The organism is Streptococcus sp. HMSC062H02 (assembly GCF_001813005.1).
Taxonomy (GTDB): Bacteria; Bacillota; Bacilli; order Lactobacillales; family Streptococcaceae; genus Streptococcus; species Streptococcus oralis_S.
The window spans coordinates 58,728-84,854 of sequence record NZ_KV811121.1 but is presented as its reverse complement, the minus strand read 5'-3'; the positions used below and the strand labels follow the sequence as shown (position 1 = coordinate 84,854).

The window sequence follows — 26,127 nt, the reverse complement described above, 5'->3', positions numbered from 1 at the left end:
TGCCTGAATTGTCATGATTGGTATCGATGATAATAAAGGGATTTTCCAAGCCCATCTTTTCATACTGATCAATGGTATCCATCAAATTGTCATAGTAGTAGTTGGGAATATTTTTCCCGTATTCGTTCAAGGCACCGCGAAGAATGGCGTGGGACAATGGATTTCCCGTTGTTTCCACCTCTTTACCGAGGAAAAGGAAACTCTGTTTATTTTGCGCTGCGTAAATCCCGTTAAACATGACATTGAGATTTCCAGATGTTGGATTTTTAAATCCTGTTGAAAAGTCTGCTCCACTCGCTACAAAACGGTGCTGTTGATCCTCTACAGAACGAGCTCCAACAGCCATATAAGAAATCAAATCATCCACCAGCGGAAGATTTTCAGGATAAAGCATCTCATCCGCTGTTGTCATACCCGTTTCGGTAATCACACGGTAGTGTAGCTGACGAACAGCCTTGATCCCATTGATCAAGCTAGGAGCTTCTGTCGCATTTGGTTGATGAATCAAGCCCTTATAGCCATCTCCATTGGTACGAGGTTTAGCTGTATAGACACGCATGACCATAAAAATACGGTCTTTGACCTCTTCTTGCAAAGCAGATAGACGCTTGGCATACTCAAGAACCGCCTCTTCGTTATCAGATGAACATGGTCCAATCACCAAGAGAATACGCTGGTCTTCCCCACGGATGATGGCTTCCAATTCCTGATCACGTTGATTTTTTCTCGCAAGAGCCGCTCCCTCTAATTTAGACAAGGCGCGAACTTCTTCAATGTTAATTTTAGGACTTTTAGCTTTAAATACCATGATTCATCTCCTTATAAAGCAAACGGACACCAAGCAAAAAATGATTTTTACCAGGTATCCGCCTGTATCTTATCTCATATTATTGTCTCTTACCATGACAGTTCTTGAATTTCTTACCTGATCCACATGGGCATTGGTCGTTCCGTCCGATTTGGCTCAAGTCCAAATCTTCTGGAAGGCTTGCCTGCTGCGCTGCGATATTACGAGTCGCAGTTGTACTGATATTGTGTTCAGTTTGCGGACGTTCTTGTTCATGGATTTGTGCTTTCATCATCAAGCGGGTCACATCGAATTCAATCGATCCAATCATGTCGTTAAACATGCGGAAACCTTCTGCTTGATATTCTACAACAGGGTTGTTTTGGGCATATCCACGAAGACCAACAGCATTTCGCAACTGGTCAAGAGCATCGATATGGTCTGTCCACTTGTTGTCTACAACACGTAGAATCAAGACTTTTTGGAATTCTTTCACTGCATCTTCGTCACGAAGCTTAGCAACTTGGCTGTCATAGACTTTCAAGGCACGTTGGAAAAGTTCATCTTTGATAGCTTGGTCTGACAAACCTGCAAGGTCTGAACGGCTAATTGAATCTTCTGGAAGCAAGTTATACTTAGCAAAGTTCAAGATCGCTTCCAATTTTTCATCTTCTTTCGAACGTGCATGTGCATCCACGATACGGCCAATTGTTCGACGGATCATAGCATGGATTTCTGGTGCCAAGTCACGATCTGCAGTAATGACATCATAACGTTGTGCATAGATGATCTCACGTTGTTCACGCATAACGTCGTCGTATTGAAGGACTTGTTTACGAGTGTCGTAGTTGTTTCCTTCGACACGTTTTTGAGCTGCTTCAACTTGACGGGTTAACATGCGAGATTCGATGGCTTCGTCAGACATATTCAGACGTTCAAAGACACCTTTCAAACGTTCTGAACCGAAACGTTTCATCAAATCATCTTCAAGAGACAAGTAGAATTGTGACTCACCTGGGTCTCCTTGACGACCTGAACGTCCACGAAGCTGATTATCAATACGGCGACTTTCGTGGCGCTCAGTACCGATAACGCAAAGCCCACCAAGCTCACGAACTCCTTCACCAAGCTTAATGTCGGTACCACGACCGGCCATGTTGGTTGCGATGGTAACAGCACCACGTTGACCAGCGTTCATGATGATTTGCGCTTCTCTATAGTGGTTCTTCGCATTCAAGACTTCGTGAGGAACACCTGCTGCTACTAATTTCTTAGAAAGGAAGTCACTCGTTTCAACGGCAACTGTACCTACCAAGACCGGCTGACCTTTTTGGTAACGAGCTTTTACATCTTCAACTACAGCCTTAAATTTCGCATCAAGACTTGCATAGAGAAGGTCTGAGTGGTCGATACGTTGAATTGGACGGTTGGTTGGGATTGGGATAACACGAATGTTGTAAATTTCGCGGAATTCTTCTTCTTCTGTTTTACCAGTACCTGTCATACCTGCCAATTTCTTATACATACGAAAGAGGTTTTGATAGGTAATAGAAGCTGAAGTCTTGGTCTCATCTTGGATTGGCACACCTTCTTTTGCTTCGATCGCTTGGTGCAAACCATCCGAGTAACGACGACCTTCCATGGTACGACCTGTAAATTGGTCGACGATCAAGATTTCCTGCTCTTCACTAACCACATAGTCGATATCGAGAATCATGATATAGTTGGCACGGAGGGCATTGTCGATAAAGTGAGTAAGAGCTACATTTTCAATGTCGTAGAGATTTTCTAGTTTGAAGTAGCTTTCTGCCTTGTCAATACCAGAGTCTGACAAACCGATCGTCTTAGACTGAACGTCAATGATATAGTCGTCCTTGTCCAAAGATTTCACGAAGTGGTCTGCCATATGGTAGAGTTGGCTTGTTTCAACTGCATTGGCACCTGAAACGATCAATGGTGTACGAGCTTCGTCGATCAAAATAGAGTCAACCTCATCGACCAAGGCATAATTGAGTGGACGTTGCACCATGTTTTCTGCACGAACGACCATGTTATCACGAAGGTAGTCGAAACCAATCTCTGAGTTGGTTGAGTAGGTAATATCGCAAAGATAAGCTTCTTTTTTCTCCATTGGAGATTTTGCTGCCAAGTTGATCCCTACTGACAGACCGAGCCATGAGTACAATTCACCCATTTCAGTCGCGTCACGTTCTGTTAGGTATTCATTGACTGTAACTACGTGAACCCCTTTACCTGCAAGGGCATTGAGGTACACTGGCATAGTCGCTGTCAAGGTCTTCCCTTCACCCGTACGCATCTCTGGAACGTCACCATGGTGAAGAACAATCCCACCCATGACCTGAACCTTATAAGGGAAGAGCCCAAGGACACGTTTTGCAGCTTCACGAACTACTGCAAAAGCCTCATATAGCAATGAATCAAGTGATTCACCCTTGTTGTATCGTTCTTTAAATTCGTCAGTTTTCGCTTTTAGTTCTTCGTCTGACATTGCAGCCATTTGGCTCTCATAGTTAAGAACCTTATCAGCCATTTTTTCCAGACGACGAAGTTCTCCTTTATCATTTTCAATAATCGTTTTTAAAATATTAGCCATGATTTTCCTTACTTTTTATTCTGAATATTTTAGAATGTTCTTTTAATTTTAGCATATTTACCATTATTTTTCAAGAAAGAATCCTTAATTTACAACGGAAAAGACCAGTCAAAATTCAGCTTTTTTTGCATCAATCTTCTGTTGCTATTTTTTTGTTTTTTGTTCGTGAGGCATGCTTGATGACCCAGGCACAACTTGGACTCAAATCCTCCTTTTGCCAAGTTTGAAGTATCTTTTCAAACTTATCAGGATCTTCCTTGTACAAATCATTTAGATTATTGGCTACACTTTTTTGAATAGACTTGTCTCTATCATCTTTTAGATCGGTCAGAATAGTGGTAAACTCCTCAAAATAATCCAATACCACGGTTTGTTTCTTAGCCCAAGGCAGACGGATACGCATACATTCGCTGGCAAGTCTACGAACGCGCAAATTTTCATCCCGACTCCATTCTAACAGCAAAGCCATTGTAGCCTTAGGATAGCGAGCCAGCAAAGGTCTCATAGAAAATTCTCCAGTAAATCGCTTGGTTAGTTCCTTACTAAAGGCCGCGCTCAATTCAAATTCCTTGTCCCCATATAGCTCTACATATTTTCCGATTGGCCAAAGCCAATATCCTTCTGAGAACATACCTAAACCACCCTCCAACTCGGGACCCAAAATTTTCTCAAAAACCTTGAGAGAGTCCTCATAAGATAGGGGAAGGCAATCTTTGATACTTTTAGCCAAGAGTTCTTGACGCTGGCTAAACTCCAACTCTTCCAAGTCTTTTTCTACCAACAACCTAAACTTTCGCTCATCAAATGCAGGGGACGCTTCTTGCAACCGTCGACTCAAATCCCTAGCATAAGCCAAGTCATAATAATCTTTTACTTTTTTAGCCATTTTTCAAATCCCTTAATCTTCATTTTACGGGACTTATTATATCATACAGACAGTCCGTCAACAAAAATATTTTCATATCTCCAACTATTTTAACAAGAAAGAGAAAAGGACTAGAAGCTAGTCTGGTCCTTCATTTGTTAATGTTTAATTTCCCAAGAATATAGGCAATATCCCAAAATACCAAAAGAGATTGATCCAGAAGGCCAAGCAAAAGATGATGCCAAAGATGAGAAGACTGATTTTTTTAATCAGCACGGAGTATAGGATGGATAAAACTCCAAAAACCACAAAGAGTTTTTTCATAACGAAATAATATACTGAAACTCCTCCTATTTGCCAATCCCAAGGAAGGAAAAACATGAGGAACCAGAGAAGGCAAATCGTAAGAATATATCTCTTGTAGTGCGCTTCAAGAAAGGCTTTTGTTTTCTCCATAGCAAACCTCCATTTGAGTCACTGTCTCTTCCCTTTTATTATACCAAAAAAACCTGGAAAAAGCTTTCCAGGTTCGGATTTGAAATCACTAGTCCTACTAGAGAAATTCCTTTATTCACAGGCTGATTCACTTTATTGACTTGATGAAGATGTTCCAAAATCGACCTTAGGAACTGTCTTGGCTTCTTCTGTTTCTTTAAAGGTTTCAGCTTCTTTAAAGTTCATCATATTCGCAAAAAGCACGGTTGGAAAACTTCTCAACTTTTGATTGTACTCAGCTGCAACCTTATTATAGTCCTTGCGTGCTACAAAAATACGATTTTCACTGCCTGAAAGTTCGACCATTAGTTGCTCAACATTTTGATTGCTCTTGAGCTCTGGATAATTCTCCGTCAAGGAAATCAAGCGGGAAAGAGCAGAGCTCAATTCTCCCTGAGCCTTTTGGTTTTCTTCCGATGTCACTGAGCTACTACCGATTTTAGCTCTAGCATCCGCAATCTTGGTAAAGACTTCGGTTTCATGATTCATTTGTCCTTTAACGGACTCCACCAAGTTACCAATCAAGTCCGAACGACGTTGGAGGGCTGTCGAAACATCGGCCTGAGCCTGCTCCACTTTAGTCTGTTCACCAACCAGACCATTATAGGTCGTCACTGCGGAACAACTTCCCAGAACTAGTAGTCCAAAAAAGATCGCCACTATTGAGAGAATTACTTTATTTTGTTTCATATCAAAACCTTAACACTTTCTTTTATCAACTTTTCTGAGAAAATACTCAGATTTTAAATCAATTTCCCAAACTTTGTTTTTATTTTTAATTAAGGAGTGAACTCTTGCAAAGGAGTCACCTTACTGTATGGAAAAATCGGTTTGTGCAATATATGATCACTCACCAGTCATCAGACGAACCGCCACCATCAAAGCCACCGCCGTCCCAGCCTCCAGATGAGTCGGAGCCTGAGTCAGACCAAGAAGAACCTGAATCAGACCAAGAGGAACCTGAGTCTGATGAGTCACTGCCCCACCAGCCACCGCCAGAATCATCTCCACGTGAACCACGACCACCAAATAGAAATCCGATAATCATCACGATGAAGTAAATGAGAACTCCAAATACGATAACTCCGTCGCTCGAACTGCTTTTTCGATGACGTCTCGAAGAACTACTCTCACCAGCATACCTTTCAAGTTCCCTTAAGCGACTAGAGTTGGTAGTATAGTCGTAACTACTTTTAGAACTTGAAGCAGTCGTACTCGATCCACTATAGAACATGTAGTTGAGATTATTGACTATTGAGAGAACACCCTTGTTATAGTCACCATTTTTAAAGTAAGGACGTGCTGTTGTCAAGAACCTGTGAGTCTGATAGTCAGTGATCTTACTGGCCACATTATTACTGGTTTCAATCCGTGATTTTCTATCTTGGACTGCTACCACAATCAAGACACCGTGATTATCTCCCGAGTAGCCAATCTTCCAAGCCCTAGCTGTTTCATTGGCTACAGTCTCGATTGTTTCTCCATCTAGGCTTTTCACAACGTAAACACCCATCTGGAATTTTTCTGATTTTTTACTATTGACATTATTCAATTCTCGAATTTGACTTATAGTCTCATCCGTTAGATAGTGATCCGGGTCATAGATCCCGTACTCAGGTTTTTCAGGTGCTGTGAATGCTGACAAGAAGAGAAAGACCATCAGCAGTCCAAGCAAGCGAACCAACAAACTATGTTTAAATAATCTGCCTTTTTTCATAATAACCTCCCTGATAAAGGAAAATTGATTTAAGGAATTATAGCATTTTGATTTTTACAAAAAAAGTGCAATTTCATTACAAATAGGTTACAAAAGCCATAAAAATGATTGAACTTTGATGACAGATTTTTCCTTCGATTTGACAGGATTTTTTCACCTATTTTATAGAAAAAAAGAAGACAGACTAGTCTTCTTTTCAGTTATTCTTATTGAAAAATAAGCAAGGCTTACTTGCGTTTTCTTGCAATCAAATGAATCGGGGTTCCTTCAAAGACAAAGGCCTTGCGGATTTGATTTTCCAAGAAACGCAGGTAAGAGAAGTGCATGAGTTCTTCTTCATTGACAAAAATGACAAAGGTTGGTGGTTTGGTTGCCACTTGGGTTGCGTAGAAAATCTTGAGGCGTTTTCCTTTGTCTGTCGGTGTTGGATTGATAGCAATGGCATCCATAATCACATCGTTCAAGACTGCCGATGGGATACGGGTGTTTTGACTCTCGCTAATTTGCTTGATCATCTCAGGCAGTTTGTGGAGTCGTTGCTTGGTAAGAGCTGAAACAAAGACAATCGGTGCGTAAGGCAGATATTGGAACTGCTCACGGATATCCTCTTCCCATTTTTTCATGGTGTGGTTGTCTTTGTCAAGAGTATCCCATTTGTTGACCACGATGATCATTCCTTTACCCGCTTCGTGGGCAAAACCTGCGATACGCTTGTCGTACTCACGAATACCTTCTTCGGCATTGAGAACCATCAAGACTACGTCCGAACGGTCAATGGCACGCATGGCACGCATGACAGAGTATTTTTCTGTATTTTCGTAGACTTTACCTGATTTACGCATACCCGCCGTATCAATCATGGTAAACTCTTGTCCATCCGTATCTGTAAAGTGGGTATCAATGGCGTCACGCGTTGTTCCAGATACTGGACTAGCAATCACGCGGTCTTCTCCCAAAATAGCGTTAATCAAACTTGATTTTCCAACGTTAGGACGGCCAATCAAGCTAAATTTAATCACGTCTGGATTTTCTTCTTCAACTTCGTGTGGTAGATTTTCCACAATAGCATCCAGCACATCACCCGTACCAATACCGTGGACAGACGAAATTGGCAGTGGTTCACCCAATCCTAGCGCATAGAAATCAAAGATATCATTTCGCATCTCAGGGTTGTCAACCTTGTTAACGGCAAGGATAACAGGTTTATGGGTTTTATAAAGTTTACGAGCTACGTACTCGTCCGCATCTGTAATCCCTTCTTTCCCAGAAACTACAAAGACGATGACATCCGCTTCTTCCATAGCGATTTCTGCCTGGTGCTTGATTTGTTCCATAAAGGGAGCATCGACATCGTCAATCCCTCCCGTATCAATCATACTAAAGGAACGATTGAGCCACTCACCCGTTGCATAGATACGGTCACGTGTCACGCCCTCGACATCTTCTACGATTGAGATCCGCTCACCAGCGATCCGATTAAATAGGGTTGATTTCCCAACATTGGGACGTCCCACAATGGCAATAGTTGGTAAGGCCATGTTTTCTCACTTTCTACAATAACTTTTTCTGTTCTAGATTCTTCCGAGTTGAACTAGGTTCAGCTTGACCAAACTGCTCTGCCAAACGTTGACTCCAAGAGGTCGTCGCACGCGCACCAGCATAGTCTGCCTGTACTTTGTCATAGTCCAAAATCGCCGCTACTGGCTGTTCTTGGTATTCCTCTTCAAATACCACTTGGTTCAAAGGCAGTCTTGGTTTGACCTCGTGTTGTTGATCTGGCACGCCAAGGGCAATCCCAAAAACAGGGTAGGTATAGTCAGGTAGGTTAAAAAGCGCTGCCACTTCTTCTGACTTGTAACGAACCAAACCGATGATAACACCACCATATCCCAGACTCTCTGCTGCAAGCAAGGTATTTTGCCCCGCAAGCGCAGCGTCCACAGACGTGATAAGGAGACCTTCTACCCCTTGAGGTTGGAAAGTGTCCGTATGAAGGCTTGCTCCCTTTTCCGCTCGATTCAAGTCACCAACAAAGAGCAAAAAGGCTGCTGACTGGCGAATGGCTTCCTGAGGAACCAATTCATATAAGGCATCTTTCTTCTCTTGACTACGTACAAGAATCACAGAATAGGATTGGAAATTTTTCCAAGATGACGCCATTTGTCCAGCAGTCAAAATCTCGTCCAAGTCCGCTTGAGGAATTTCTTGCTCCTTAAAGCGACGAACTGAAGTATGGGCTTTCATCAGTTTAATGGTTTCTGTCATCGGCGATTTTCTCCTTCTAGTCTTGTCTCCTCAGCTAAATAACGGATTCGTTCCATGACCCGTCTAGCTTCCCAAGTCTCGTCATTTCCATTCTTTCCTTTGGCAAAATGTTTTTCCAAATCTTGGAAATTAAAGTTGGAAGTAAAGAAGGTCGGCAAATCTTCCTGCATGCGGTACTGAAGAATGACTTGAAGAATCTCATCACGCACCCAAGGTGTCGACTGCTCTGCACCAATATCATCCAAGACCAATACTTCTGCTAATTTGATCTCATCCACCAAGGTCTTCACTGATCCTTCACCGATGGCATTTTTCACATCAATGACAAAGCTTGGATAGTGGAGAATCGTCGTTGATGCTCCACGTTTTTCAGATAGGTCATGAGCTAAGGCCGCCATCATGAAACTCTTACCGACACCAAAATCTCCGTAAAGATAGAGACCTTTTCGGATACTAGGGTAAAGGTCAACAAAGGCATAGAGTCTCTCAAAAATCGGTAATCGTCCTAGATCATCCAGGTCAATCTGAGCCAACTTCGCTTTCTTGAGACTGGCTGGTAGATTGATCAATTTGAGACGATTCTTAATTGCAGCCTCTTTTTCTGCCGCGATTAGTTCTGGTGTTTCTTCATAAGACACATCCGCATAACCGTGATTCATAACCAAGATAGGCTTGTAGCCACGCGCTATATAGTCCGCATCCCCACGAAGAAACTTGTCACGTTCTGTGATATATTGGTTGAACTTGGAGATGCTACGATTCAACTCCTCTGGACTGAGGGATTCTTTCTGGATAAAAGCCGCCACATCTGGGTCTTTCATAATCTGCTGGACTAAGTCCTGATACTGAAAACGACTTGTCTGACGTTTGATAACGTCACCCACACTTTCCATCTAGTCTCCTCCTTCTTCTAATCGGGCTAACATTTCTTGTTTTTTACGTTCTAGTTCCAGACGAGTTTCCTCGCTGGTTTGATTTTTATATTCTGGATTACTCCACTTGGGAACATTTGTCTTAGTCGAGTTCGTTTTCGATTTTTGGTCTTCTTGCCCTTTTTGCTGGTGTTCTCGAATCCGAAGCACGGCTTCCTCTGCTGTCCGAATCTTGCGATAGGCATAGTCGTTTGCGACCTTCATGGCATATTTCTCATTGACATTGGCCGAATCAACCTTGTTAAAGGTTAGAAGCAAGACGATATTGATGACTTCATCCAACAAGCCTAAAGACGCCATCTGGTGAAGGAGTTCTCTTTCACTTTGGGTGATGTTCCCCTTACGCGTTTGCTTGATTTCGGCTAAAAAGTGCAGGGGAGTTTTATTTTTGGCTTCCCTGATAATGGTCATTTCTTTGGGGCTAAAGTCAGAAGTAGCTGGTTTTTGTGCTATCTTTTCACGCATGCGTTTGACAGAAATAACCTGAGCTACAGCTGTCGCCTTAGCTAATTGATAGGTTTCAAACCAGGTCCATTTTTTTTCATCTGCAATGGCGAACAATTCCAAAACATCCGCCTGCTCGTCTTCAAAACGCAAGCCATCTCGAGCCATCAGACGCTGGAAATGTTCCAAGTCAAAATCATTTTTTAACTTGCTTTTAGACTCGCTTGGTGTCACTTCTTCAGTCAGGGTTGGAAAGACTTGGCTCAAAGAAACAGAGAGTGCTTCTCCCTCACTTGGAGTCTGCTTCATAGCAGAAACAGCTGTATCCCCAATCTTTTTCTCTAATAATCTGCTATAGACAGAATGACTTAGAAATTCTTGACTGGAAAGGGGAGAATGAAGCTGTAATTCATAGACATTCTCCTTCTGATAAAGGGTCAACAGATCGAAGGCAGATAAGACTTTGAAGGATTGGAGCAAGGTCGGCATGCCAAAGTTTAAGTGGTTGAGGATATGGGAAAAGAGGTGTTCCTTTTGCCCACCATCCCAAAAGGTAATGGTATATAGATAGAGGCTCAGTGCCTCCTGACCGATAATCGGGAGGTAGCACTGCACCAGAGAAGAGGTATCTTGCGACACCCGATTATTCTTTAGAAAAGAAAAACGGTCATTTGGTTTCATCTATTTTTCCTTTTTCTTCTTAGAGGACTGGGTGATCTGCTGAAGCAGACTCTCCAACTCACTCACATCCTTAAAGCTACGGTAAACACTGGCAAAACGAACATAGGTGATCTCATCAAGCTCTGCCAATTCTTCCATGACTAAGGACCCAATATATTCACTTTGGATCTCATTCTCACTGCGACTACGGAGTTTTTGCTCGATGCGATTGACCACCATGTTGATTTCATCACTTGACACAGGACGTTTCTGGGCTGAGCGGATAATCCCATTAAAGATTTTATCTCTTGAAAACTGCTCTCGCGTACCGTCTTTTTTGACGACAACCAGCGTTCTTTCTTCTACTCGTTCATAGGTTGTAAAACGATGCTGACACTCGTCGCACTCACGTCTTCGGCGGATGGTATTTCCTTCTTCGGCTTGTCGACTATCAACAACACTAGACTTGGTAGCCCCACATTTTGGACAACGCATGCACTTCCCTCCTTGTCGTTTTCTTTTCATTATACCATTTTTTGAGCAATTCCCAAAACAATTCTTATTTTTACTTGACAAGTTTTTTGTTTTATTGTATTATTTGATTAGAACAATAAAGGAAAAGAAAGGAGACTATGATGTCCTGGTCATTTGATAATACAAAACCGATTTATTTACAGATTATGGAAAAAATCAAATTACAGATTGTTTCCCATGAACTGGAACCCAATCAACAGCTCCCTACCGTGAGAGATTTGGCGAGCGAGGCTGGGGTCAATCCCAATACCATTCAGCGCGCCTTGTCTGACCTCGAACGTGAAGGATTTGTATATAGCAAGCGGACAACTGGTCGATTTGTCACCGAGGATTTGGACCTCATCCTTCAGTCCCGCAAACAACTTTCCGAGGAGCAACTGCAACAATTCGTCTCTTGCATGCTCCAATTTGGCTACAAAAAAGAAGAACTGCCAAATGTATTAAGCGACTATATTAAAGGAGTTTAAGACTATGACACTACTAGCACTTGAAAATGTAACAAAATCATATGGAGCAACTGCGGCACTTGACAATATCTCACTAGAGATCTCAGCCGGAAAGATTGTCGGGCTCCTTGGACCAAACGGATCCGGGAAAACAACCCTAATCAAACTGATCAATGGCCTCCTTCAACCAAATAAAGGACGTGTTCTCATTAATGGACAGGATCCAAGTCCTGCTACCAAGGCGATCGTTTCCTATCTGCCAGACACAACCTACCTCAATGAAGAGATGAAGGTTAAGGATGCTCTAACCTATTTTAAAACCTTCTATCAGGATTTCAATCTCGAAAAAGCCCAACACCTTTTAGCCGATCTCGGTATTGATGAAAACAGTCGCCTCAAGAAACTATCAAAAGGGAACAAGGAAAAGGTCCAACTCATCCTGGTTATGAGCCGTGAAGCCCGCCTCTACGTTCTGGACGAACCAATCGGAGGCGTGGATCCAGCTGCCCGTGATTATATCCTTAATACCATCATCAACAACTATTCCCCAACCTCTACGGTGCTGATTTCAACCCACTTGATTTCAGATATTGAGCCAATCTTGGATGAGATCATCTTCCTCAAAGACGGGAAAGTCGTCCGCCAAGGAAATGTTGATGATATTCGTTACGAGTCAGGTGAATCAATTGACCAGCTCTTCCGCCAGGAATTTAAAGCCTAAGCAAAGGAGATTATTATGTTTTGGAATCTAGTTCGTTATGAATTTAAAAATGTCAATAAGTGGTATCTGGCACTCTACGGTGCTGTGCTTGCAATTTCAGTTTTGCTTGGAGCTTTTATTAGCAGTCTTAGCCAGAGTTACAATCCTAACAATTCTGCTTATTTCATCTTCTTTTTAGTACTAGTCTTTGGAGGACTCAGCGTCACTCTTTTGATTGCAACAATCTTTTTAATCATCCGAAGATTCAAAGGTAGTGTTTATGACCGCCAAGGGTACTTGACCCTAACCCTACCTGTCTCAGAGCACCAAATCATCACCGCAAAACTCTTCAGTGCCCTTGTCTGGTACATCTTAGGTTGTGTCGTCTTTATCTTGAGTATATTGATTATCTTCTTCTTAACACCAGTTGAAAAAGACTTCACTATCCTCTATGACTTCATTTCCAATTACATCAGCTACGGCTGGCTGTATGCCCTATCACTATTTGTCGGTTCAATCGCATGGATTTTATCCATTTACCTCTCCATCTCTATCGGGCAACTCTTTAACGAGTATCGAACAGCTATGGGGATTCTAGCCTATATCGTTATTTCAATCGTTATTGGTTATGTTTCTCTCTTCTTAAGAGTTGACAATGACTATAACGTAATGGCTGGTACAGAAATCTTACGCGATCTCTTTTTATCAGCTATCTACTATCTCGGAACCTACTACATCTTGAAAAACAAGGTTAATTTGCAATAAAAAATGCCCAGCTAGAAAGCTGGGTTTTTCTTTAACTCAATATCAAACTGGCTACGATGGGACTGACAAAGACGTAGAGAATACCAGTGACACCGATAGCCAAGCCACCCATGGCTCCTGCTACTGAGCCGTATCGAAAGGCTGTTCCCGTTCCGACAGCATGACCTGTCCCTCCAAGGGAGAGTCCGACAGCCACTGGATCGTCAATCTTCAACCACTTCAAAAGGGTTGGACCGATAACACTGGTCAAGATCCCAGTCGCCACTACGACGACCAAGGTCACAGTCGTCAAACCTTGCAATTTTTCTGTGATTCCCACCGCCATGGCGGTTGTCACTGACTTGGGAAAGAGAGAAATGGCTAGGAAAAAGTCCATGCCAAAGATTTTCGCCACTATGGCAGTGAAGCTAGTGTTGACAACTACTGCTAGCAGACTACCAAAGAGAATACTCCGTGCATGGTGCTTCATCAGATGAAAACTCTTATAAAGCGGAATCCCTAGAGCTACGGTCGATGGGACTATCAAGTTGTTCAGATAAACACCACCTTGGTAGTAATCTTGATAAGAAATACCCGTCGCCTTAAGGAAAATAATGATAAAAATGGCTGACAAAAGCAGGGGTGTTGTCAAGGGATGGGGAAAACGTCTGTAAATCAACATCCCCACTAGATAAGCTAGGATAGATAATGCAATCCCAAACAGAGGATTGGATACAAATTCGCTCATTTGGCATCTCCTTTCTCATAATCTCCCTCAAATCGTCTCTTGATAAACTGAACCACTAGGGCAATAAGGATAATGTTGATGACAGCCGCAAAAAAGACAATCAAGACGATGGGTAAAAGATAAGGGGCAATCACATCAAACTTTTCCATGATACCCACTGCTGGCGGCAAAAAGAGAATGGTCATATTGGCCAGCAAGAAATTTCCAACCATGTTGACATGTCTGGTCCTTAGCCACTTGAACTGTAAGGCTAGAAAGAGAATAATCAAACCGATAATACTGCCTGGGATGGGCAGATGAAAGAAACTAGAAATTCCCTCTCCGATAAGAGAAATCACAAAGAGAATCATTAATTGAACATATAATTTCATCCTAAACTCCACGAAATAGACTTCTTGCATACCAGTTTACTCTTTTTTCAGAAAATTTCAAGGAAATATCGCAATTCTTCTCTCTTGCAAGGATTAGTTAAAAGTAGTATAATCATTGCATGCGCAATCATCTTGTGTTGTAGAGACAGTCAGTAATGACTTTGTGATTTTACTTTGAAAAGAAAGGAGAAAGCAATGAGCTATTTGGAAAAGTGGTTTGATTTCAATCGTCGTCAGAAAGAAATTGAAGGTCTCTTGGAAGAGACCATTGCCCAGCAGAGTGACCAAAGTCTGACCTTGAAAGAGTTTTACCTGCTCTACTATCTGGACTTGGCCCAAGAAAAATCTCTACGCCAGATTGACCTGCCAGATAAACTTCATCTGAGCCCGAGCGCTGTTTCTCGGATGGTGGCTCGCTTGGAAGCCAAAAATTGCGGTCTACTTAGTCGCATGTGTTGTGATCAAGATAGACGTTCTAGCTTTATCTGCCTGACAAGTGATGGGCAAAAGACACTGGCCTCTCTACAGAAGGCTGTCGAAGAAAGCTTGGAAACAGGTTTGGATTTCTTGATTTAAGATGATTTTAGAAAAAAGTTGCGTGCGCAATCATTTTTCTTGACATTCTCTTTTACAAGGAGTAAAATAAAGTCATCATTAAACAAAGGAGTTTTTAAAATGATTGAAATTACCTATCTAGATGCCAGCAAGAACGAAAGAACTATAACGTTCGAATCTTATGACGACTTTGATCGTTCACAACAAGCTTGCCTTATCGGCCTCGCAGACTACTACCCAGTCCAAAAATTAACTTACAACGGTCATGATTTGGACTACCATGGGACTTATGGAGATGTCTTCTTCTATCTCATGAAACAAGATTTAAGCCAATATAACTAAAAAAGGAGAAATACAATGGCAAAAGCAATTACAGATGCAACATTCGAACAAGAAACAAAAGACGGTTTGGTCTTGGTAGACTTCTGGGCAGCTTGGTGTGGTCCATGTCGTATGCAAGGTCCAATCTTGGACAAATTGTCTGAAGAACTTTCAGAAGATGTCTTGAAAATCGTTAAAATGGACGTTGATGAAAATCCAAACACAGCTCGTGCTTTTGGAATCATGTCTATCCCAACCCTTCTCTTCAAAAAAGACGGCCAAGTGGTAAAACAAGTTGCTGGTGTTCACACTGCAGAACAAATCAAGGCTATCGTTGCTGAATTGAGCTAATCACACGAGAGACCAAGTACTTTATTGGTCTCTTTTTTCTTGCCCTTTGCCATTTTTCAAAAAATATGCTAGACTGTAGGTAGAATATTACGATGTTTGGGACATGCCATCGCTAAAAAAAACCTCTACTTGGTATTTTTTAGCTCCCTCATGGGAGCTTTTTGCGTGCTCTGAACATTTCCCATTTTGGAAGGAGTACTATGAAACGTCAATCAGCCTTGGTCGTCTTTAGTGGCGGTCAAGATTCCACAACCTGCCTCTTTTGGGCTAAAGAACACTATGAAACAGTCGAAGCTGTCACCTTTGCTTACGGCCAACGCCATCATCTCGAAATTCAAGTTGCCCAAGAAATCGCTAAGGAACAAGGCATTCGTCATCACATCTTAGATATGTCTCTGCTGGGGCAAATCACTGAAAATGCCTTGACCTCTGATCTGGAGATCGAGCAAAAAGAGGGAGAGGTTCCCAATACCTTTGTTGACGGCCGCAACCACCTCTTTCTGTCCTTTGCGGCAGTTCTTGCCAAGCAACGAGGCATTAAAGATATCGTGACAGGTGTCTGCGAGACAGATTTCTCAGGCTACCCTGATTGTCGGGATGTCTTTGTCAAATCCCTCAATGTTACTCTCAACCTTGCCATGGATTACGACTTTGTTATCCAAACACCTCTCATGTGGCTAGACAAGGCTGAAACTTGGGAGTTAGCCGACCAACTTGGTGCCTTTGACTACGTTCGTGAGAAGACCTTAACCTGCTACAATGGGATTATCGGTAGTGGCTGCGGAGATTGCCCAGCCTGCCATCTACGTCAGCATGGACTAGATGTTTATCTTTCACAGAAAGGAGAGGGCTAATGTTTTTTGCACCCAAAGAAATCAAACAAGAAACTGGCGAGTCTCTGGTCTACAATCCTCACAGAACCTTGGTATCAAAAGAATTTACCTTTGATGCTGCCCACCACCTCTTTCACTATGAGGGAAAATGCAAGTCCCTGCACGGCCACACTTATCATTTACAAATCGCTGTCAGTGGATTTTTAGATGAACGGGGCATGACCTACGATTTCGGAGATATCAAAGCCATCTACAAGAACTACTTAGAGCCCCATTTGGATCATCGCTATCTCAATGAAACTCTGCCTTATATGAACACGACTGCTGAAAATATGGTTTACTGGATTTTCCAAACCATGAGTCAAGAGTTGCCTGACGAGCGCGGTCTCCGTTTGGAATACGTTCGCCTCTATGAAACTCCGACTGCCTTTGCAGAGTTTAGACGGGAGTGGTTAGATGACTAGGGAACGTGTCCTCAAACTACCTGTTCTGGAAATTTTTGGCCCTACCTTTCAAGGCGAAGGCCGTGCTATCGGGCAGAAAACCATGTTTGTCCGAACTGCTGGTTGCGACTACCATTGCGACTGGTGCGACTCTGCCTTTACTTGGGATGGTTCTGAGAAGCCTACTCGCATGACAGCTGACGAGGTTATTGCTGCCTTGGATAAATTAGGAACCTACGACTATGTAACCCTATCTGGCGGAAATCCCGCAATCTTAGCAGCTAACATGGCTCAACTCGTCACCAAGCTCAAAGAACGTGGTGTCACTCTGGCAGTTGAGACTCAAGGTTCTCGCTGGCAAAATTGGTTAAAAGATATCGACCAAGTCACTCTGAGTCCTAAACCTCCTTCATCAAAGATGGAAGTCAACTTTGAGACCTTGGACTTTATCGTTTCCCAACTAGATCCAGACAAGGTCACCTTTAAAATCCCTGTATTTGACGATAACGATTTGGCCTTTGCCAAAGGGATTCAAGAGCGCTACCAACCAGATGTCCTCTTCTTATCAGCTGGAAATCCTGAGCCCAAGGCTACAGGTAATATTGTCCAAGACCAACTGGACCGTCTCAAAGAACTCTGGGAACGCGTCGCTACTGACGATAGCTGGGGCAATGTCCGCGTCCTTCCTCAACTCCATACTCTCCTCTACGACAACCAACGTGGTGTTTAAGATTAGAAAGAAAAAATCATGTCACAACAAGAAGAAATGAAAAACCTTAGCCTTCTCGGCAACAAAGAAACCAACTACATTTTTGACTATCAACCAGAAGTCCTCGAATCCTTTGACAATCGTCATGTGGAAAATGACTATTTTATCAAATTCAACTGTCCTGAATTTACCTCGCTTTGTCCTATTACGGCTCAGCCAGATTTTGCGACGATTTATATTTCCTACATTCCTGACAAGCTCTGTGTCGAGTCAAAATCCCTCAAACTCTACCTCTTTAGCTATCGAAATCATGGGGATTTTCACGAAAACTGTATCAACACCATAGGGAAAGACTTGGTCAACTTGCTAGACCCTCGCTATTTAGAGGTATGGGGAAAATTCACTCCGCGCGGTGGCATTTCAATCGACCCTTACTACAACTACGGTAGACCTGGAACTAAGTATGAAGGATTGGCAGAACAACGCCTCTTTCAACACGACCTTTATCCAGAGAAAATTGACAACCGTTAAACAGATACGAAAAAGCCCTGTTCCTCAAACTGAGGAGCAAGGCTTTTTGAATTTCAATTATTCTTCTGTTCCAAGAAAGTTTTTCGCAACAAGGGCTGCAAGAACGCCACCAACGATTGGCGCAAGGATGAAAATCCATACTTGTTGAAGGGCTGCGCCACCTACCAAAACAGCAGGTGCCAAGCTACGAGCTGGGTTAACTGAAAGTCCAGTAATGTTCAAGCCCACAAGGATCAAGGCTGTCAATGACAAACCAATCACCAAACCAGCGATTGCGCCATTGCCTTTGCTTGCTGATGTTACAGTCATGATAACTAGGACAAACAAGAAAGTTGCGATGACTTCAAACAAGAATCCACCAAAGACAGTGACACCTTTTGCCAAGGCATTTTCACCAAGACTAGCAGTTGACATGCCTGAGTTAGACAAGAGGAAGAATACTGCAGCTGACGCAAGGAAAGCTCCAACTACTTGTCCAAGGATGTAGTTTACAAGTTCTGAAGATGACAAACGTTTGTTTACAAACATAGCAATCGAAACGGCTGGGTTCAAATGAGCACCTGAAACAGTTCCGATTGAGAAAGCTGCAACCACGATTGCCAAACCAAAGGCAAAAGCAATTCCAAGGTGTCCAAGGCCATTAAGACCATTTCCAAAAACAACAGCTCCTGTTCCGATGAACACAAGCATAAATGTACCGATTAATTCAGCAACAAATTTTTTCATGATAAGTCTCCTTTTTTTCAAACTATGTATTAGTCTATCAAAAGAAGGAAAGGGTTTCAAGAAAATTGACTGGAAAGTTTTTGTAGAAAGCCCATTAGAATTCTAAAAAAGACTACTACAAGAGAAAATAATAAAACTCTTTTTCTGCTTATCCTTCAAGAATGTCAGAAGCTTTCAAATACTTGCTTAAAAGAATACATCCCTCAATCATACCTTTTCTAGTAATTCATGCAAAAGAATGAAGAGAATGGTATAATTGATACTATACAATAAATGTTCTTGGCAAAGGAGACTACCATGAGAAAAAAGTTTAGAGTTTATTTTCTAACCACTGCTACAATTTTAGCATTTGGCCTCGTCGGCTGTTCATCTAAACCATCAACCACTGCTACAAGCAATACAAAAGCTACTACAAATACAGAGACAAGAACCTACCATAAGAAAGATGTAACTGGTCCTGCTGCTTCATTTGACTGGAATGCCAAAGTTGAACCTACCAACTATGAGAGAACCTTTGTTGAAACAAACAGTGGCAGTCAATTTAATAAAACTTTAGATCGCACGAAAGAGGCGGCTGAGAATCTTGAAAAAAAGAAAAAGGAAATTTCGGATCCTAAGGTTCAAACAGCCCTCAAATTAGTGGATGCCGTCTTTGTCAATCAAGAAAATCTTGACCTAGTTGTGAAATCAGCGGGTGCTAGCAATCAAGAAGAGTTATTTGATAAGATTTGGAACGAATATTTAGTCCCTGAGTTAACTAAAATCCGTCCGAATTTTTCAAATGATACCGTATTTGAATATAAAGGAGAAAAATATCCTCTCAAAATTTATGCACCTATGTTTTTCAAGGTCAACACCAATGCATTAGGAAAAGCAGGTGCCTATACTCTTGAGGACTATAAGGTAGAAGGCGACCTGGTTTATTTGAAATTTATGTCCCCAGCTGTAGATACTTACCAATACGAAGTCAAAGCATCCTATCACACAGACAATCTCGAATTCTTTCAAGGACTGGTGGAAGAACAACAAAAGGTTCTTGAAACAGACTATGGCAAAGCTCTAAATATTCGATTTGTTTATCAATTAGCGGCGCTTGATTTTAAAGCGAACAACTACGTAGACTTAGAGGGAATGGATTATCTTGATCGTAACACCCATTACCTTGCCATAAAAGTGGATAATAATGGTGAAGCTAGCCTTGATAATGAAAATCTCGCCAACCTTTTACAAATTAGCATGAAGGCTTCAAATGAAGCCAATAAAGGAAAATTTGAATAAATCTTCAATGCATGAAAAAATCACCTCAAACAGGTGATTTTTGTGTATTCATCTTATCGATAAACCGTCTTAAATCCGACACTGGATACCCTTACTCTCCCAACTCTGCACTGTAGGCGATAATCTGGTCAACCGTGTCTGACAAGAACTGGATGGTATCACGGAGTGGTTTGTCCGTTGAGATATCGGCTCCGATAATCATGGCTGACTCAAGCGGTGTCTTGCTACCGCCAGATTTAAGGAGATTGAGCCAGTCTTCAGCTCCAGTTTCTGAATGTTTCAGATGAAGGTAACCCGCAGTCGAGATGACAAGTCCGGCTGAGTAGGTGTAGCTATACAAGCCCATGTAGTAGTGGGCCTGGCGCATCCAAGTCAAAGAAGCATCGTCGTCAATTTCAATAGCATCTCCCCAGAAATCCGTCAAGACTTCCTTCATAATGCTGTTAAGTTTGCTTGCTCCGAAGGTTTCTCCTTCTTCAATCAATGTATAAACCTTACGCTGGAAGGCTGCTTCCAAGAGGTGGGTGATGAAATTATGGAAGTAGGTATCTGTTAAGCGGTGGGCAAGGGCAAAGCGTTTTTGACGTGGGTCATCAGACTGGTGCTCCAAGTAATCACTGAGAAGCAATTCATTGAAGGTTGATGGCGCTTCGACATAGTAGGTTGACATGTGGGCATTGAAGTAGCTTTGGTGATTGTCTGAAAAGATAAATTGACCAGAATGTCCGATTTCATGAATCAAGGTATAGACATCACTCAAACGACCAGTCCAGCTCATGAGGACATAAGGGTGCACGCGATACGGATCCGCCGCATAACCACCAGAATCCTTGCCACTATTAGCAGCGAAGTCTACCCAGCGCTCTTCTTGATAGCGAGCAACTTCCTGACAATATTCTTGCCCCAAAGGTTCTACTGACTTCATGACCAAATCATAGGCGTCGTCAATAGTCACTTCAGGATTAAGAGCACTATCCAAGTCCAATTTCCAGTCTGCAAAGGTCATCTTTTCAAGACCATTGATCTTGGCAACATGCTTGAGGTACCTCTGAGCAACTGGCGCAAATTCTTGCATGATGAGGTCAATCTGGCGGTCAAACATGGCACGGTCAACTTCTTGCTCAGCCAGAAGATAGTCAAAAACTGAGTCATAGCCCTTCATATCTGCCAACAATTTCTCAGACTTGACTTGGGCTAAATAGGCTGCCGCAGCCGTATTTTGGTGCTTACGGAGTCCCTCTGAAAAAGAACGGAAAGATTTCTCACGAACCTCAGCGTCCTCGTGGTTTTGGTAGAAATTTTCATAGGTAACAAAGCTATTTTTGTAGGTCTTGCCATGGGCTTCAAAGTCAGCCATTTCAAAGTCCCCAGCTCGCATTTTGGTGTATATGTCCTGTGGACTGTAGAAGATTTCACCGAGATTGGTCAAAGCTTTCTCCACATCAGCCCCTAGATAGTGGGCTTTTTTGATTTTAGCCTGACGAATGGCTGCCGTCAAGTGAGGCAATTTACCCAAACGGTCCAAGACCTCCTCGTCTGCTGCCACCAAGGCGTCGTCAAAGAAGGTCAAGGCTACGCTGGCATCTGTTTCAAATTCCATCCCAGCCTGGGCAATATTAGCAAAATCTTCATTACTATAATCGGTCGTCTGAGGCATAAAGGCGTAATTGCCAATATGGCTCATCTGAATATAAATTTGTTCCAATTCCGCAAAGGCCTTCTCGAAATCCTCAAAAGTATGAAGATTGCCCTTGTAATCAAGTTTAAATTGATTGATATCCTCTCGCGTTTTCTCGATTGCACGCAAGAAATCCTCACGGTCTTGGTATAGGGCTGTTAAATCCCAAAGTTCCTTTTCTGGAAATTCTGAACGGTGTTTTTGTTCCATTTTCTTCCTCTTATTTTTCTAATTCTACTAAAACACTAAGGGCAGATAAGACGTAAAGCGGGGCTGTTTCCGCTCGAAGAATCCTTGGACCAAGTCCTGCTAAGACGGCTCCTTCGGCTTCAAAACTTTCAATTTCTGCAGGTGAAAGACCGCCTTCTGGGCCAAAGATAAAGAGCAATTTGGCTCCTTTTTCAAGACCAGTGACTGCTTGTAAGAGCGCAGTAGCTTCTCCTTCTTTTGCTGATTCTTCATAGGCTACTATGATAGAGTCAAACTGATCCAGCTGGGCTAGAAAATCTGCTTTTTTCTCGAAAAGCTGAATACTTGGGACGATATTACGCTTGCTTTGTTCTGCTGCTCCAAGGGCAATTTTTTCTAGTTTTTCAATCTTTTTACCCAATTTCTTGCCATCCCACTTGGCAACCGACCAATCGGCAGGAAAGCCCCAGATTTGGCTAGCTCCTAGTTCCGTCACTTTTTGAGTGATAAACTCCAGCTTGTCTCCCTTGGGAAAGCCTGATGCGATGGTGACTTGAACGGGCAGTTCCACATTGTCAGTTAATTCTTGGACCAATTCAAACTGACATGCTTCCACATCCAGCACGCGCGCCAAGCGCTTGATGCCATCATCAAAGACTAAGGTCACCTCATCCTCTTCTTTCAGCCGCATGACCTGAAACATATGCTTGATGGTTTCCTTGTCCTCGATAGTTACAGGAGAGATTGCACTGCCTTTGACAAAATACTGCTGCATGCTAGCCTCCAATCACACCAGAAATATCCTTGGTCTTCTTAAAGACACAGGCATTCCATTCCCCTTGAATCATGTGGGTTTCAAGGAAAAATCCAGCTGACTCAGCTGACTCGCGCACCATGTCCCACTTGTCCTTGATAATCCCACTCATGATCAGGTAGCCTTCGTTCTTGACCAAACGATAAGCATCATCTGTCAGATGAATGAGAATATCCGCCAAGATATTGGCCACAATGACATCTGCTTCAATCTCCACACCCTTGAGCAAATCTCCAGTAGCAACATGGATGTTTTCCATGCCAGGGTTGAGCTCGATATTTTCCTGAGCGACACGAACCGCCACATCATCCAGGTCATAGGCGAAGATTTCCTTGGCACCCAGAAGCGAGCTGGCAATAGAAAGAACACCTGAACCAGTTCCTACATCAAGCACCGTTTCGCCGCCACGAAGAACCTGCTCCAAGGCGAAAAGGCTCATCTTGGTCGTTGGATGCGTTCCAGTCCCAAAAGCCATGCCTGGATCCAGCTTGATAATCTTTTCTCCAGCAGCCGCCTCGTAGTCCGTCCAGGACGGCACAATGGTCAAGTTGTGAGTGATGCGAGCTGGCTCATAGTATTTCTTCCAGTTGTCTGCCCAGTCTTCCTCAGCCAAGGCAGTCGTGCCCATCTTGACCTCTCCTAGATCCATAAAATCAGTTAATTCTGCCAGGCGAGCCTGCAAATCTGCCTCAACCACTGCTACATCAACCGTATCAGGATAGTAGGCGGTCACTACGATTTCTTCATGTTGCTCGACCTCTGGGAAAATCTCACCAAAACGGTCGACATTCCCCACATAGTCCATGCTGTCTTCAATCGCAACACCTTGCGCCCCCAGCTCAATCAAGAGATTGGAGACCAGCTCCTCTCCCTCACGCTTCACTGTAACTTTTAACTCTTGCCATGTTTCCATTTTGAATCTTCCTTATTTTTCTTGAATTCCTCAATCACATCTGTGTAGTGTTCTTTCATTGCGCTATGAATCTGCTGTTTAAAAATACCAAACGTAAGATAATAAACAAATAGAACAATTCCTTCAAACAGTATCAGAAACAAAAAATATTCTGAAAATGAAAGTGTTTGATTATTCTCACCTTGTAAAGACAGAACATACAGCAGCCCCCAGATAACAGCCATAGAAATCCCAGCTACTTTCATACCACTCTCTCTCTGCTTCTTTAACTTTAAATATTCCAAATAGATGAATGTAGCTTCTTCTCTAGAATATTGTCCTGTTTTTAGTTTGCGTTTAACTTCCTTGTTTAACGTCGTTGTTGCAATTGCAAAAATCATTTTATTTCCTCCATATAATCCCTCACCCTATCCTGCAACTGGGGTACAACCTTATCTGAGCCAAGAAACTCCTCAACGCTCATCAGTTTGTAGCCCTGCCCTTCATCACCAAAGACAATCTTGTCAAACTGTTCCTGCGTTAACTTACCAACTAGAAAGACGGATTCCTTCCCCTCAAAAAGCATACTTGGATACACCTTACCCCAAAGCAGGCAATCTTCAGTCAGATGAATTCCTAATTCTTCGTAAACTTCGCGCGCCGCGCACTCAAAAGGACTTTCATCACCCTCTCGTCCGCCACCTGGCAATTCCCACATATTGGGCCAAGGAATGCTTGCCTTATCATCACGCAAGATAGTTAAAATCCTATCCTCACAAAAGAGGGCAATTTTGCAACCTGTAAAATCAGAAATTTCTATTTCCATATCAGACTCCTTCGGCTAATTCTTCCTCTAACTCTGCTAACCAGTTTTCATAATAACGTTTCTCGTCTCGCACCAAACGGCTGGTCCTCATGTTTTTTCTAGCAATCTTTATAGCCTTGTCAGTCTGATCCATATCTTTCTTTACCAGAAATTGATAACAGGCTTGAATGATCTGTGTATCTGTCATTTTTAGAGATAAGAAGGCTTTGACTCCTCGATTACATGCATATTGCTCCGCTTTTTCATGATCTCCTTCTAGCAAGGCAATGTGAAGAAGGTATAATTGGGAAAGAGTTTGAGACATTGGATTATCTGTTTTATCTAATAAAGACTGAAAGTGTTTTTTGGCAGCCTCTATCTGATTATCGAATATGAAAACCAGTCCCTGAAAAATTAGAACACTTTCTGCAAAACTCCCTCTCGCATTCTCATCAACAGGCATGATAAAGTCTTTCAAATCATATTCTTGAGGAGCTAGCAAGGTCTGGGCAGAATGCCTCAACACCAGGTAGGCGTATTTGGTATTTTCAGGATGTTGTAGCAATTCCCAAATTTTTGCTCCATCGGTAATCCCAACTGGCTTAGCATTGATGAGAAGAAAAGATAGATTTAGACAAATCCAAGTAGCTGCAAAATACCAGTTAGCTGTCAAAATTCCATACAATAGGGCCAATAAAATCAAACCAAGATGAACCATCAAGCCTCCTGCAAGCATCAGGATGATTCTTTGATCACTTTCATCTTCTTTTAATCCAATATACTGAGCACCAACATTTTTCAGAACGGCTGTTCGACTCAGATGAAACTTGCCTGACTTTTTGGTCAAAAGAAAGTTTCCTAATCCAAAAGCCACCAGGCGATAGCCTGTCAGGTAACCACAAAATGCATGACCTAGCTCATGAAGGATAAATATCAGATAAATGCTGAGAAAAGTAAATAGATAGCCTGGAATAAAGACTAAAGAAAAATCTAACTCTTTAAAGGCAATCGTCCCAAAAACAAATCCTAGCATCAAAAAAACAAAGGACAGACCAGAAATAAAAGACAAGCCTATTTTCTTCATATACTTTCTCCCCTAGTCTCTAGTATCTCGGATAAGGATAAAACTCTCCTTCTTCCAAGCCGACTTTCCCTTCTTCAAAGACTTCTTGGTTCCATTCCATGACGAACTCTTCTGCTTCTGAGTCTTCCAAAAAGTCCATGAGCGTATCCAGCCCAACCTCTGCAGTGTCTTTGAGGAATAGAGCAAAATAGTTTAAAAATTCACGAGAAAATCCTTTCTTTGGCAGATAAGGTATAACTGTCAAATAGTCTTCCTCATTGACAGTTGACTTAGCAGGGTTGTAAAAGAGTACCGCTTCTTCAAAGAGAATGTCGTCTGACGAAACTTCTCCGTCCTCATCCACCATCTCTACACCAGCAGCATTTTGCGCTTCTAGAAGAAAACTCACTTCAACCGCGTGGTTGCGCTTATCCCAGCTAATCTCATAGTCAAAGGGAAAGTTCTTGTCCAACTCTTCCTGTAAAACATCTAAAAATCCGTATGTTGCCATTTTGTCCTCTTTCTATGCGATTCTTTAATCGCCCCGATTGCTCGGAAATATGCTAAAATAGATACTACCATCTTACCACATATACATCAGAAAATCCATGTTAGAA

The 26,127-nt window shown here is 42.4% G+C and carries 32 protein-coding genes; 11 read left to right on the top strand and 21 right to left on the bottom strand.

The window, feature by feature from the left end:
- The 11 genes from HMPREF2885_RS05190 to nrdR form a co-directional block, all read right to left on the bottom strand.
- Positions 1-808: 3-deoxy-7-phosphoheptulonate synthase (locus HMPREF2885_RS05190; RefSeq protein ID WP_070657362.1), on the bottom strand; the 808-nt coding region annotated here is incomplete at its 3' end.
- A 79-nt stretch (positions 809-887) separates the two neighbouring features.
- The gene (gene secA, locus HMPREF2885_RS05185) at positions 888-3,401 is read right to left on the bottom strand and encodes a preprotein translocase subunit SecA (RefSeq protein ID WP_001284115.1); all 2,514 of its coding nucleotides are present in this window, start codon (positions 3,399-3,401) and stop codon (positions 888-890) included.
- Positions 3,402-3,531: 130 nt separating this feature from the next.
- The gene (locus tag HMPREF2885_RS05180) at positions 3,532-4,287 is read right to left on the bottom strand and encodes a DNA alkylation repair protein (RefSeq protein ID WP_070657360.1); all 756 of its coding nucleotides are present in this window, start codon (positions 4,285-4,287) and stop codon (positions 3,532-3,534) included.
- Between the two features lie 144 nt (positions 4,288-4,431).
- A complete protein-coding gene (locus HMPREF2885_RS05175) occupies positions 4,432-4,722 on the bottom strand; it encodes a hypothetical protein (protein ID WP_000415957.1) in 291 nt (96 codons plus the stop codon).
- A 132-nt stretch (positions 4,723-4,854) separates the two neighbouring features.
- Positions 4,855-5,451 (bottom strand): LemA family protein, encoded by a 597-nt coding sequence (locus tag HMPREF2885_RS05170; RefSeq protein ID WP_000812473.1) that lies wholly within the window; start codon positions 5,449-5,451, stop codon positions 4,855-4,857.
- Positions 5,452-5,611: 160 nt separating this feature from the next.
- Positions 5,612-6,478, bottom strand: a complete 867-nt coding sequence (locus tag HMPREF2885_RS05165; RefSeq protein ID WP_070657359.1) for a TPM domain-containing protein — start codon at positions 6,476-6,478, stop codon at positions 5,612-5,614.
- A gap of 227 nt (positions 6,479-6,705) precedes the next feature.
- Positions 6,706-8,016: a ribosome biogenesis GTPase Der gene (gene der, locus HMPREF2885_RS05160; RefSeq protein WP_070657357.1), complete on the bottom strand. Its 1,311-nt coding sequence runs from the start codon at positions 8,014-8,016 to the stop codon at positions 6,706-6,708.
- Between the two features lie 13 nt (positions 8,017-8,029).
- On the bottom strand, positions 8,030-8,743 hold the full coding sequence (locus tag HMPREF2885_RS05155) for an NADPH-dependent oxidoreductase (protein ID WP_070657355.1): 714 nt from the start codon (positions 8,741-8,743) through the stop codon (positions 8,030-8,032).
- Positions 8,740-9,636 carry a primosomal protein DnaI gene (gene dnaI / locus HMPREF2885_RS05150; protein ID WP_000446485.1) on the bottom strand — a complete coding sequence of 299 codons (897 nt, stop codon included), beginning with the start codon at positions 9,634-9,636 and terminating at the stop codon, positions 8,740-8,742. Before dnaI ends, HMPREF2885_RS05155 begins: the two co-directional genes overlap by 4 nt.
- Complete coding sequence (locus HMPREF2885_RS05145; RefSeq protein WP_070657353.1) at positions 9,637-10,800, bottom strand: DnaD domain protein; 1,164 nt, start codon at positions 10,798-10,800, stop codon at positions 9,637-9,639. It abuts the gene before it with no gap.
- Positions 10,801-11,274 carry a transcriptional regulator NrdR gene (nrdR, locus tag HMPREF2885_RS05140; protein ID WP_001203678.1) on the bottom strand — a complete coding sequence of 158 codons (474 nt, stop codon included), beginning with the start codon at positions 11,272-11,274 and terminating at the stop codon, positions 10,801-10,803. It lies immediately after the preceding gene.
- Between the two features lie 140 nt (positions 11,275-11,414).
- Between nrdR and HMPREF2885_RS05135 the strand changes: the two genes are divergently transcribed.
- The 3 genes from HMPREF2885_RS05135 to HMPREF2885_RS05125 are packed head-to-tail and all read left to right on the top strand — an operon-like array spanning position 11,415 to position 13,224.
- A complete protein-coding gene (locus HMPREF2885_RS05135; RefSeq protein WP_000119117.1) occupies positions 11,415-11,780 on the top strand; it encodes a GntR family transcriptional regulator in 366 nt (121 codons plus the stop codon).
- A 4-nt stretch (positions 11,781-11,784) separates the two neighbouring features.
- The gene (locus tag HMPREF2885_RS05130) at positions 11,785-12,480 is read left to right on the top strand and encodes an ABC transporter ATP-binding protein (RefSeq protein WP_000173187.1); all 696 of its coding nucleotides are present in this window, start codon (positions 11,785-11,787) and stop codon (positions 12,478-12,480) included.
- Between the two features lie 15 nt (positions 12,481-12,495).
- A complete protein-coding gene (locus tag HMPREF2885_RS05125; RefSeq protein ID WP_049500123.1) occupies positions 12,496-13,224 on the top strand; it encodes a hypothetical protein in 729 nt (242 codons plus the stop codon).
- A 31-nt stretch (positions 13,225-13,255) separates the two neighbouring features.
- On the opposite strand, the gene HMPREF2885_RS05120 is transcribed toward HMPREF2885_RS05125, so the two are convergent.
- Positions 13,256-13,951 (bottom strand): LrgB family protein, encoded by a 696-nt coding sequence (locus tag HMPREF2885_RS05120; protein ID WP_001288935.1) that lies wholly within the window; start codon positions 13,949-13,951, stop codon positions 13,256-13,258.
- The gene (locus tag HMPREF2885_RS05115; protein ID WP_000781325.1) at positions 13,948-14,322 is read right to left on the bottom strand and encodes a CidA/LrgA family protein; all 375 of its coding nucleotides are present in this window, start codon (positions 14,320-14,322) and stop codon (positions 13,948-13,950) included. Before HMPREF2885_RS05115 ends, HMPREF2885_RS05120 begins: the two co-directional genes overlap by 4 nt.
- Positions 14,323-14,517: 195 nt before the next feature.
- On the opposite strand from HMPREF2885_RS05115, the gene HMPREF2885_RS05110 reads away from it, so the two are divergent.
- The 7 genes from HMPREF2885_RS05110 (at position 14,518) to queF (ending at position 18,065) form a co-directional block, all read left to right on the top strand.
- Complete coding sequence (locus HMPREF2885_RS05110; RefSeq protein ID WP_000120821.1) at positions 14,518-14,898, top strand: MarR family transcriptional regulator; 381 nt, start codon at positions 14,518-14,520, stop codon at positions 14,896-14,898.
- A 99-nt stretch (positions 14,899-14,997) separates the two neighbouring features.
- A complete protein-coding gene (locus tag HMPREF2885_RS05105; protein WP_000570247.1) occupies positions 14,998-15,219 on the top strand; it encodes a DUF4649 family protein in 222 nt (73 codons plus the stop codon).
- 15 nt (positions 15,220-15,234) lie between these two features.
- Positions 15,235-15,549 carry a thioredoxin gene (gene trxA / locus HMPREF2885_RS05100; protein ID WP_001029576.1) on the top strand — a complete coding sequence of 105 codons (315 nt, stop codon included), beginning with the start codon at positions 15,235-15,237 and terminating at the stop codon, positions 15,547-15,549.
- A gap of 200 nt (positions 15,550-15,749) precedes the next feature.
- Positions 15,750-16,403, top strand: coding sequence for a 7-cyano-7-deazaguanine synthase QueC (gene queC / locus HMPREF2885_RS05095; RefSeq protein ID WP_000828763.1), 654 nt, complete (start codon positions 15,750-15,752; stop codon positions 16,401-16,403).
- Positions 16,403-16,846 carry a 6-carboxytetrahydropterin synthase QueD gene (gene queD / locus HMPREF2885_RS05090; RefSeq protein ID WP_000464575.1) on the top strand — a complete coding sequence of 148 codons (444 nt, stop codon included), beginning with the start codon at positions 16,403-16,405 and terminating at the stop codon, positions 16,844-16,846. Before queC ends, queD begins: the two co-directional genes overlap by 1 nt.
- Positions 16,839-17,555, top strand: coding sequence for a 7-carboxy-7-deazaguanine synthase QueE (gene queE, locus HMPREF2885_RS10175; RefSeq protein ID WP_000196471.1), 717 nt, complete (start codon positions 16,839-16,841; stop codon positions 17,553-17,555). The genes queD and queE overlap by 8 nt, the downstream gene beginning before the upstream one ends.
- 18 nt (positions 17,556-17,573) lie before the next feature.
- The gene (gene queF, locus HMPREF2885_RS10170) at positions 17,574-18,065 is read left to right on the top strand and encodes a preQ(1) synthase (RefSeq protein ID WP_000082582.1); all 492 of its coding nucleotides are present in this window, start codon (positions 17,574-17,576) and stop codon (positions 18,063-18,065) included.
- A 57-nt stretch (positions 18,066-18,122) separates the two neighbouring features.
- On the opposite strand, the gene HMPREF2885_RS05075 is transcribed toward queF, so the two are convergent.
- Positions 18,123-18,791 carry an MIP/aquaporin family protein gene (locus HMPREF2885_RS05075; RefSeq protein ID WP_000714821.1) on the bottom strand — a complete coding sequence of 223 codons (669 nt, stop codon included), beginning with the start codon at positions 18,789-18,791 and terminating at the stop codon, positions 18,123-18,125.
- Between the two features lie 297 nt (positions 18,792-19,088).
- Here HMPREF2885_RS05075 and HMPREF2885_RS05070 point away from each other — a divergent pair, with 297 nt between their 5' ends.
- Positions 19,089-20,069, top strand: coding sequence for a hypothetical protein (locus HMPREF2885_RS05070; protein ID WP_070657351.1), 981 nt, complete (start codon positions 19,089-19,091; stop codon positions 20,067-20,069).
- A gap of 91 nt (positions 20,070-20,160) precedes the next feature.
- On the opposite strand, the gene pepF is transcribed toward HMPREF2885_RS05070, so the two are convergent.
- From pepF to HMPREF2885_RS05035, 7 genes are read right to left on the bottom strand one after another with little or no spacing between them, the layout of a single operon-like run.
- Positions 20,161-21,957, bottom strand: coding sequence for an oligoendopeptidase F (gene pepF, locus HMPREF2885_RS05065; protein WP_070657349.1), 1,797 nt, complete (start codon positions 21,955-21,957; stop codon positions 20,161-20,163).
- A gap of 10 nt (positions 21,958-21,967) precedes the next feature.
- A complete protein-coding gene (locus tag HMPREF2885_RS05060; RefSeq protein WP_045592518.1) occupies positions 21,968-22,711 on the bottom strand; it encodes a 16S rRNA (uracil(1498)-N(3))-methyltransferase in 744 nt (247 codons plus the stop codon).
- Between the two features lies 1 nt (position 22,712).
- On the bottom strand, positions 22,713-23,663 hold the full coding sequence (prmA, locus tag HMPREF2885_RS05055; protein ID WP_045592519.1) for a 50S ribosomal protein L11 methyltransferase: 951 nt from the start codon (positions 23,661-23,663) through the stop codon (positions 22,713-22,715).
- Complete coding sequence (locus tag HMPREF2885_RS05050; RefSeq protein ID WP_045592520.1) at positions 23,642-24,043, bottom strand: hypothetical protein; 402 nt, start codon at positions 24,041-24,043, stop codon at positions 23,642-23,644. The genes prmA and HMPREF2885_RS05050 overlap by 22 nt, the downstream gene beginning before the upstream one ends.
- Entirely contained in the window at positions 24,040-24,468 is a 429-nt protein-coding gene (locus HMPREF2885_RS05045) for an NUDIX hydrolase (RefSeq protein ID WP_070657348.1), read from the bottom strand. The genes HMPREF2885_RS05050 and HMPREF2885_RS05045 overlap by 4 nt, the downstream gene beginning before the upstream one ends.
- 1 nt (position 24,469) lies before the next feature.
- Entirely contained in the window at positions 24,470-25,531 is a 1,062-nt protein-coding gene (locus HMPREF2885_RS05040) for a site-2 protease family protein (RefSeq protein ID WP_070657346.1), read from the bottom strand.
- Between the two features lie 19 nt (positions 25,532-25,550).
- On the bottom strand, positions 25,551-26,021 hold the full coding sequence (locus HMPREF2885_RS05035) for a DUF3013 family protein (RefSeq protein WP_070657344.1): 471 nt from the start codon (positions 26,019-26,021) through the stop codon (positions 25,551-25,553).
- Between the last annotated feature and the right edge of the window lie 106 nt (positions 26,022-26,127).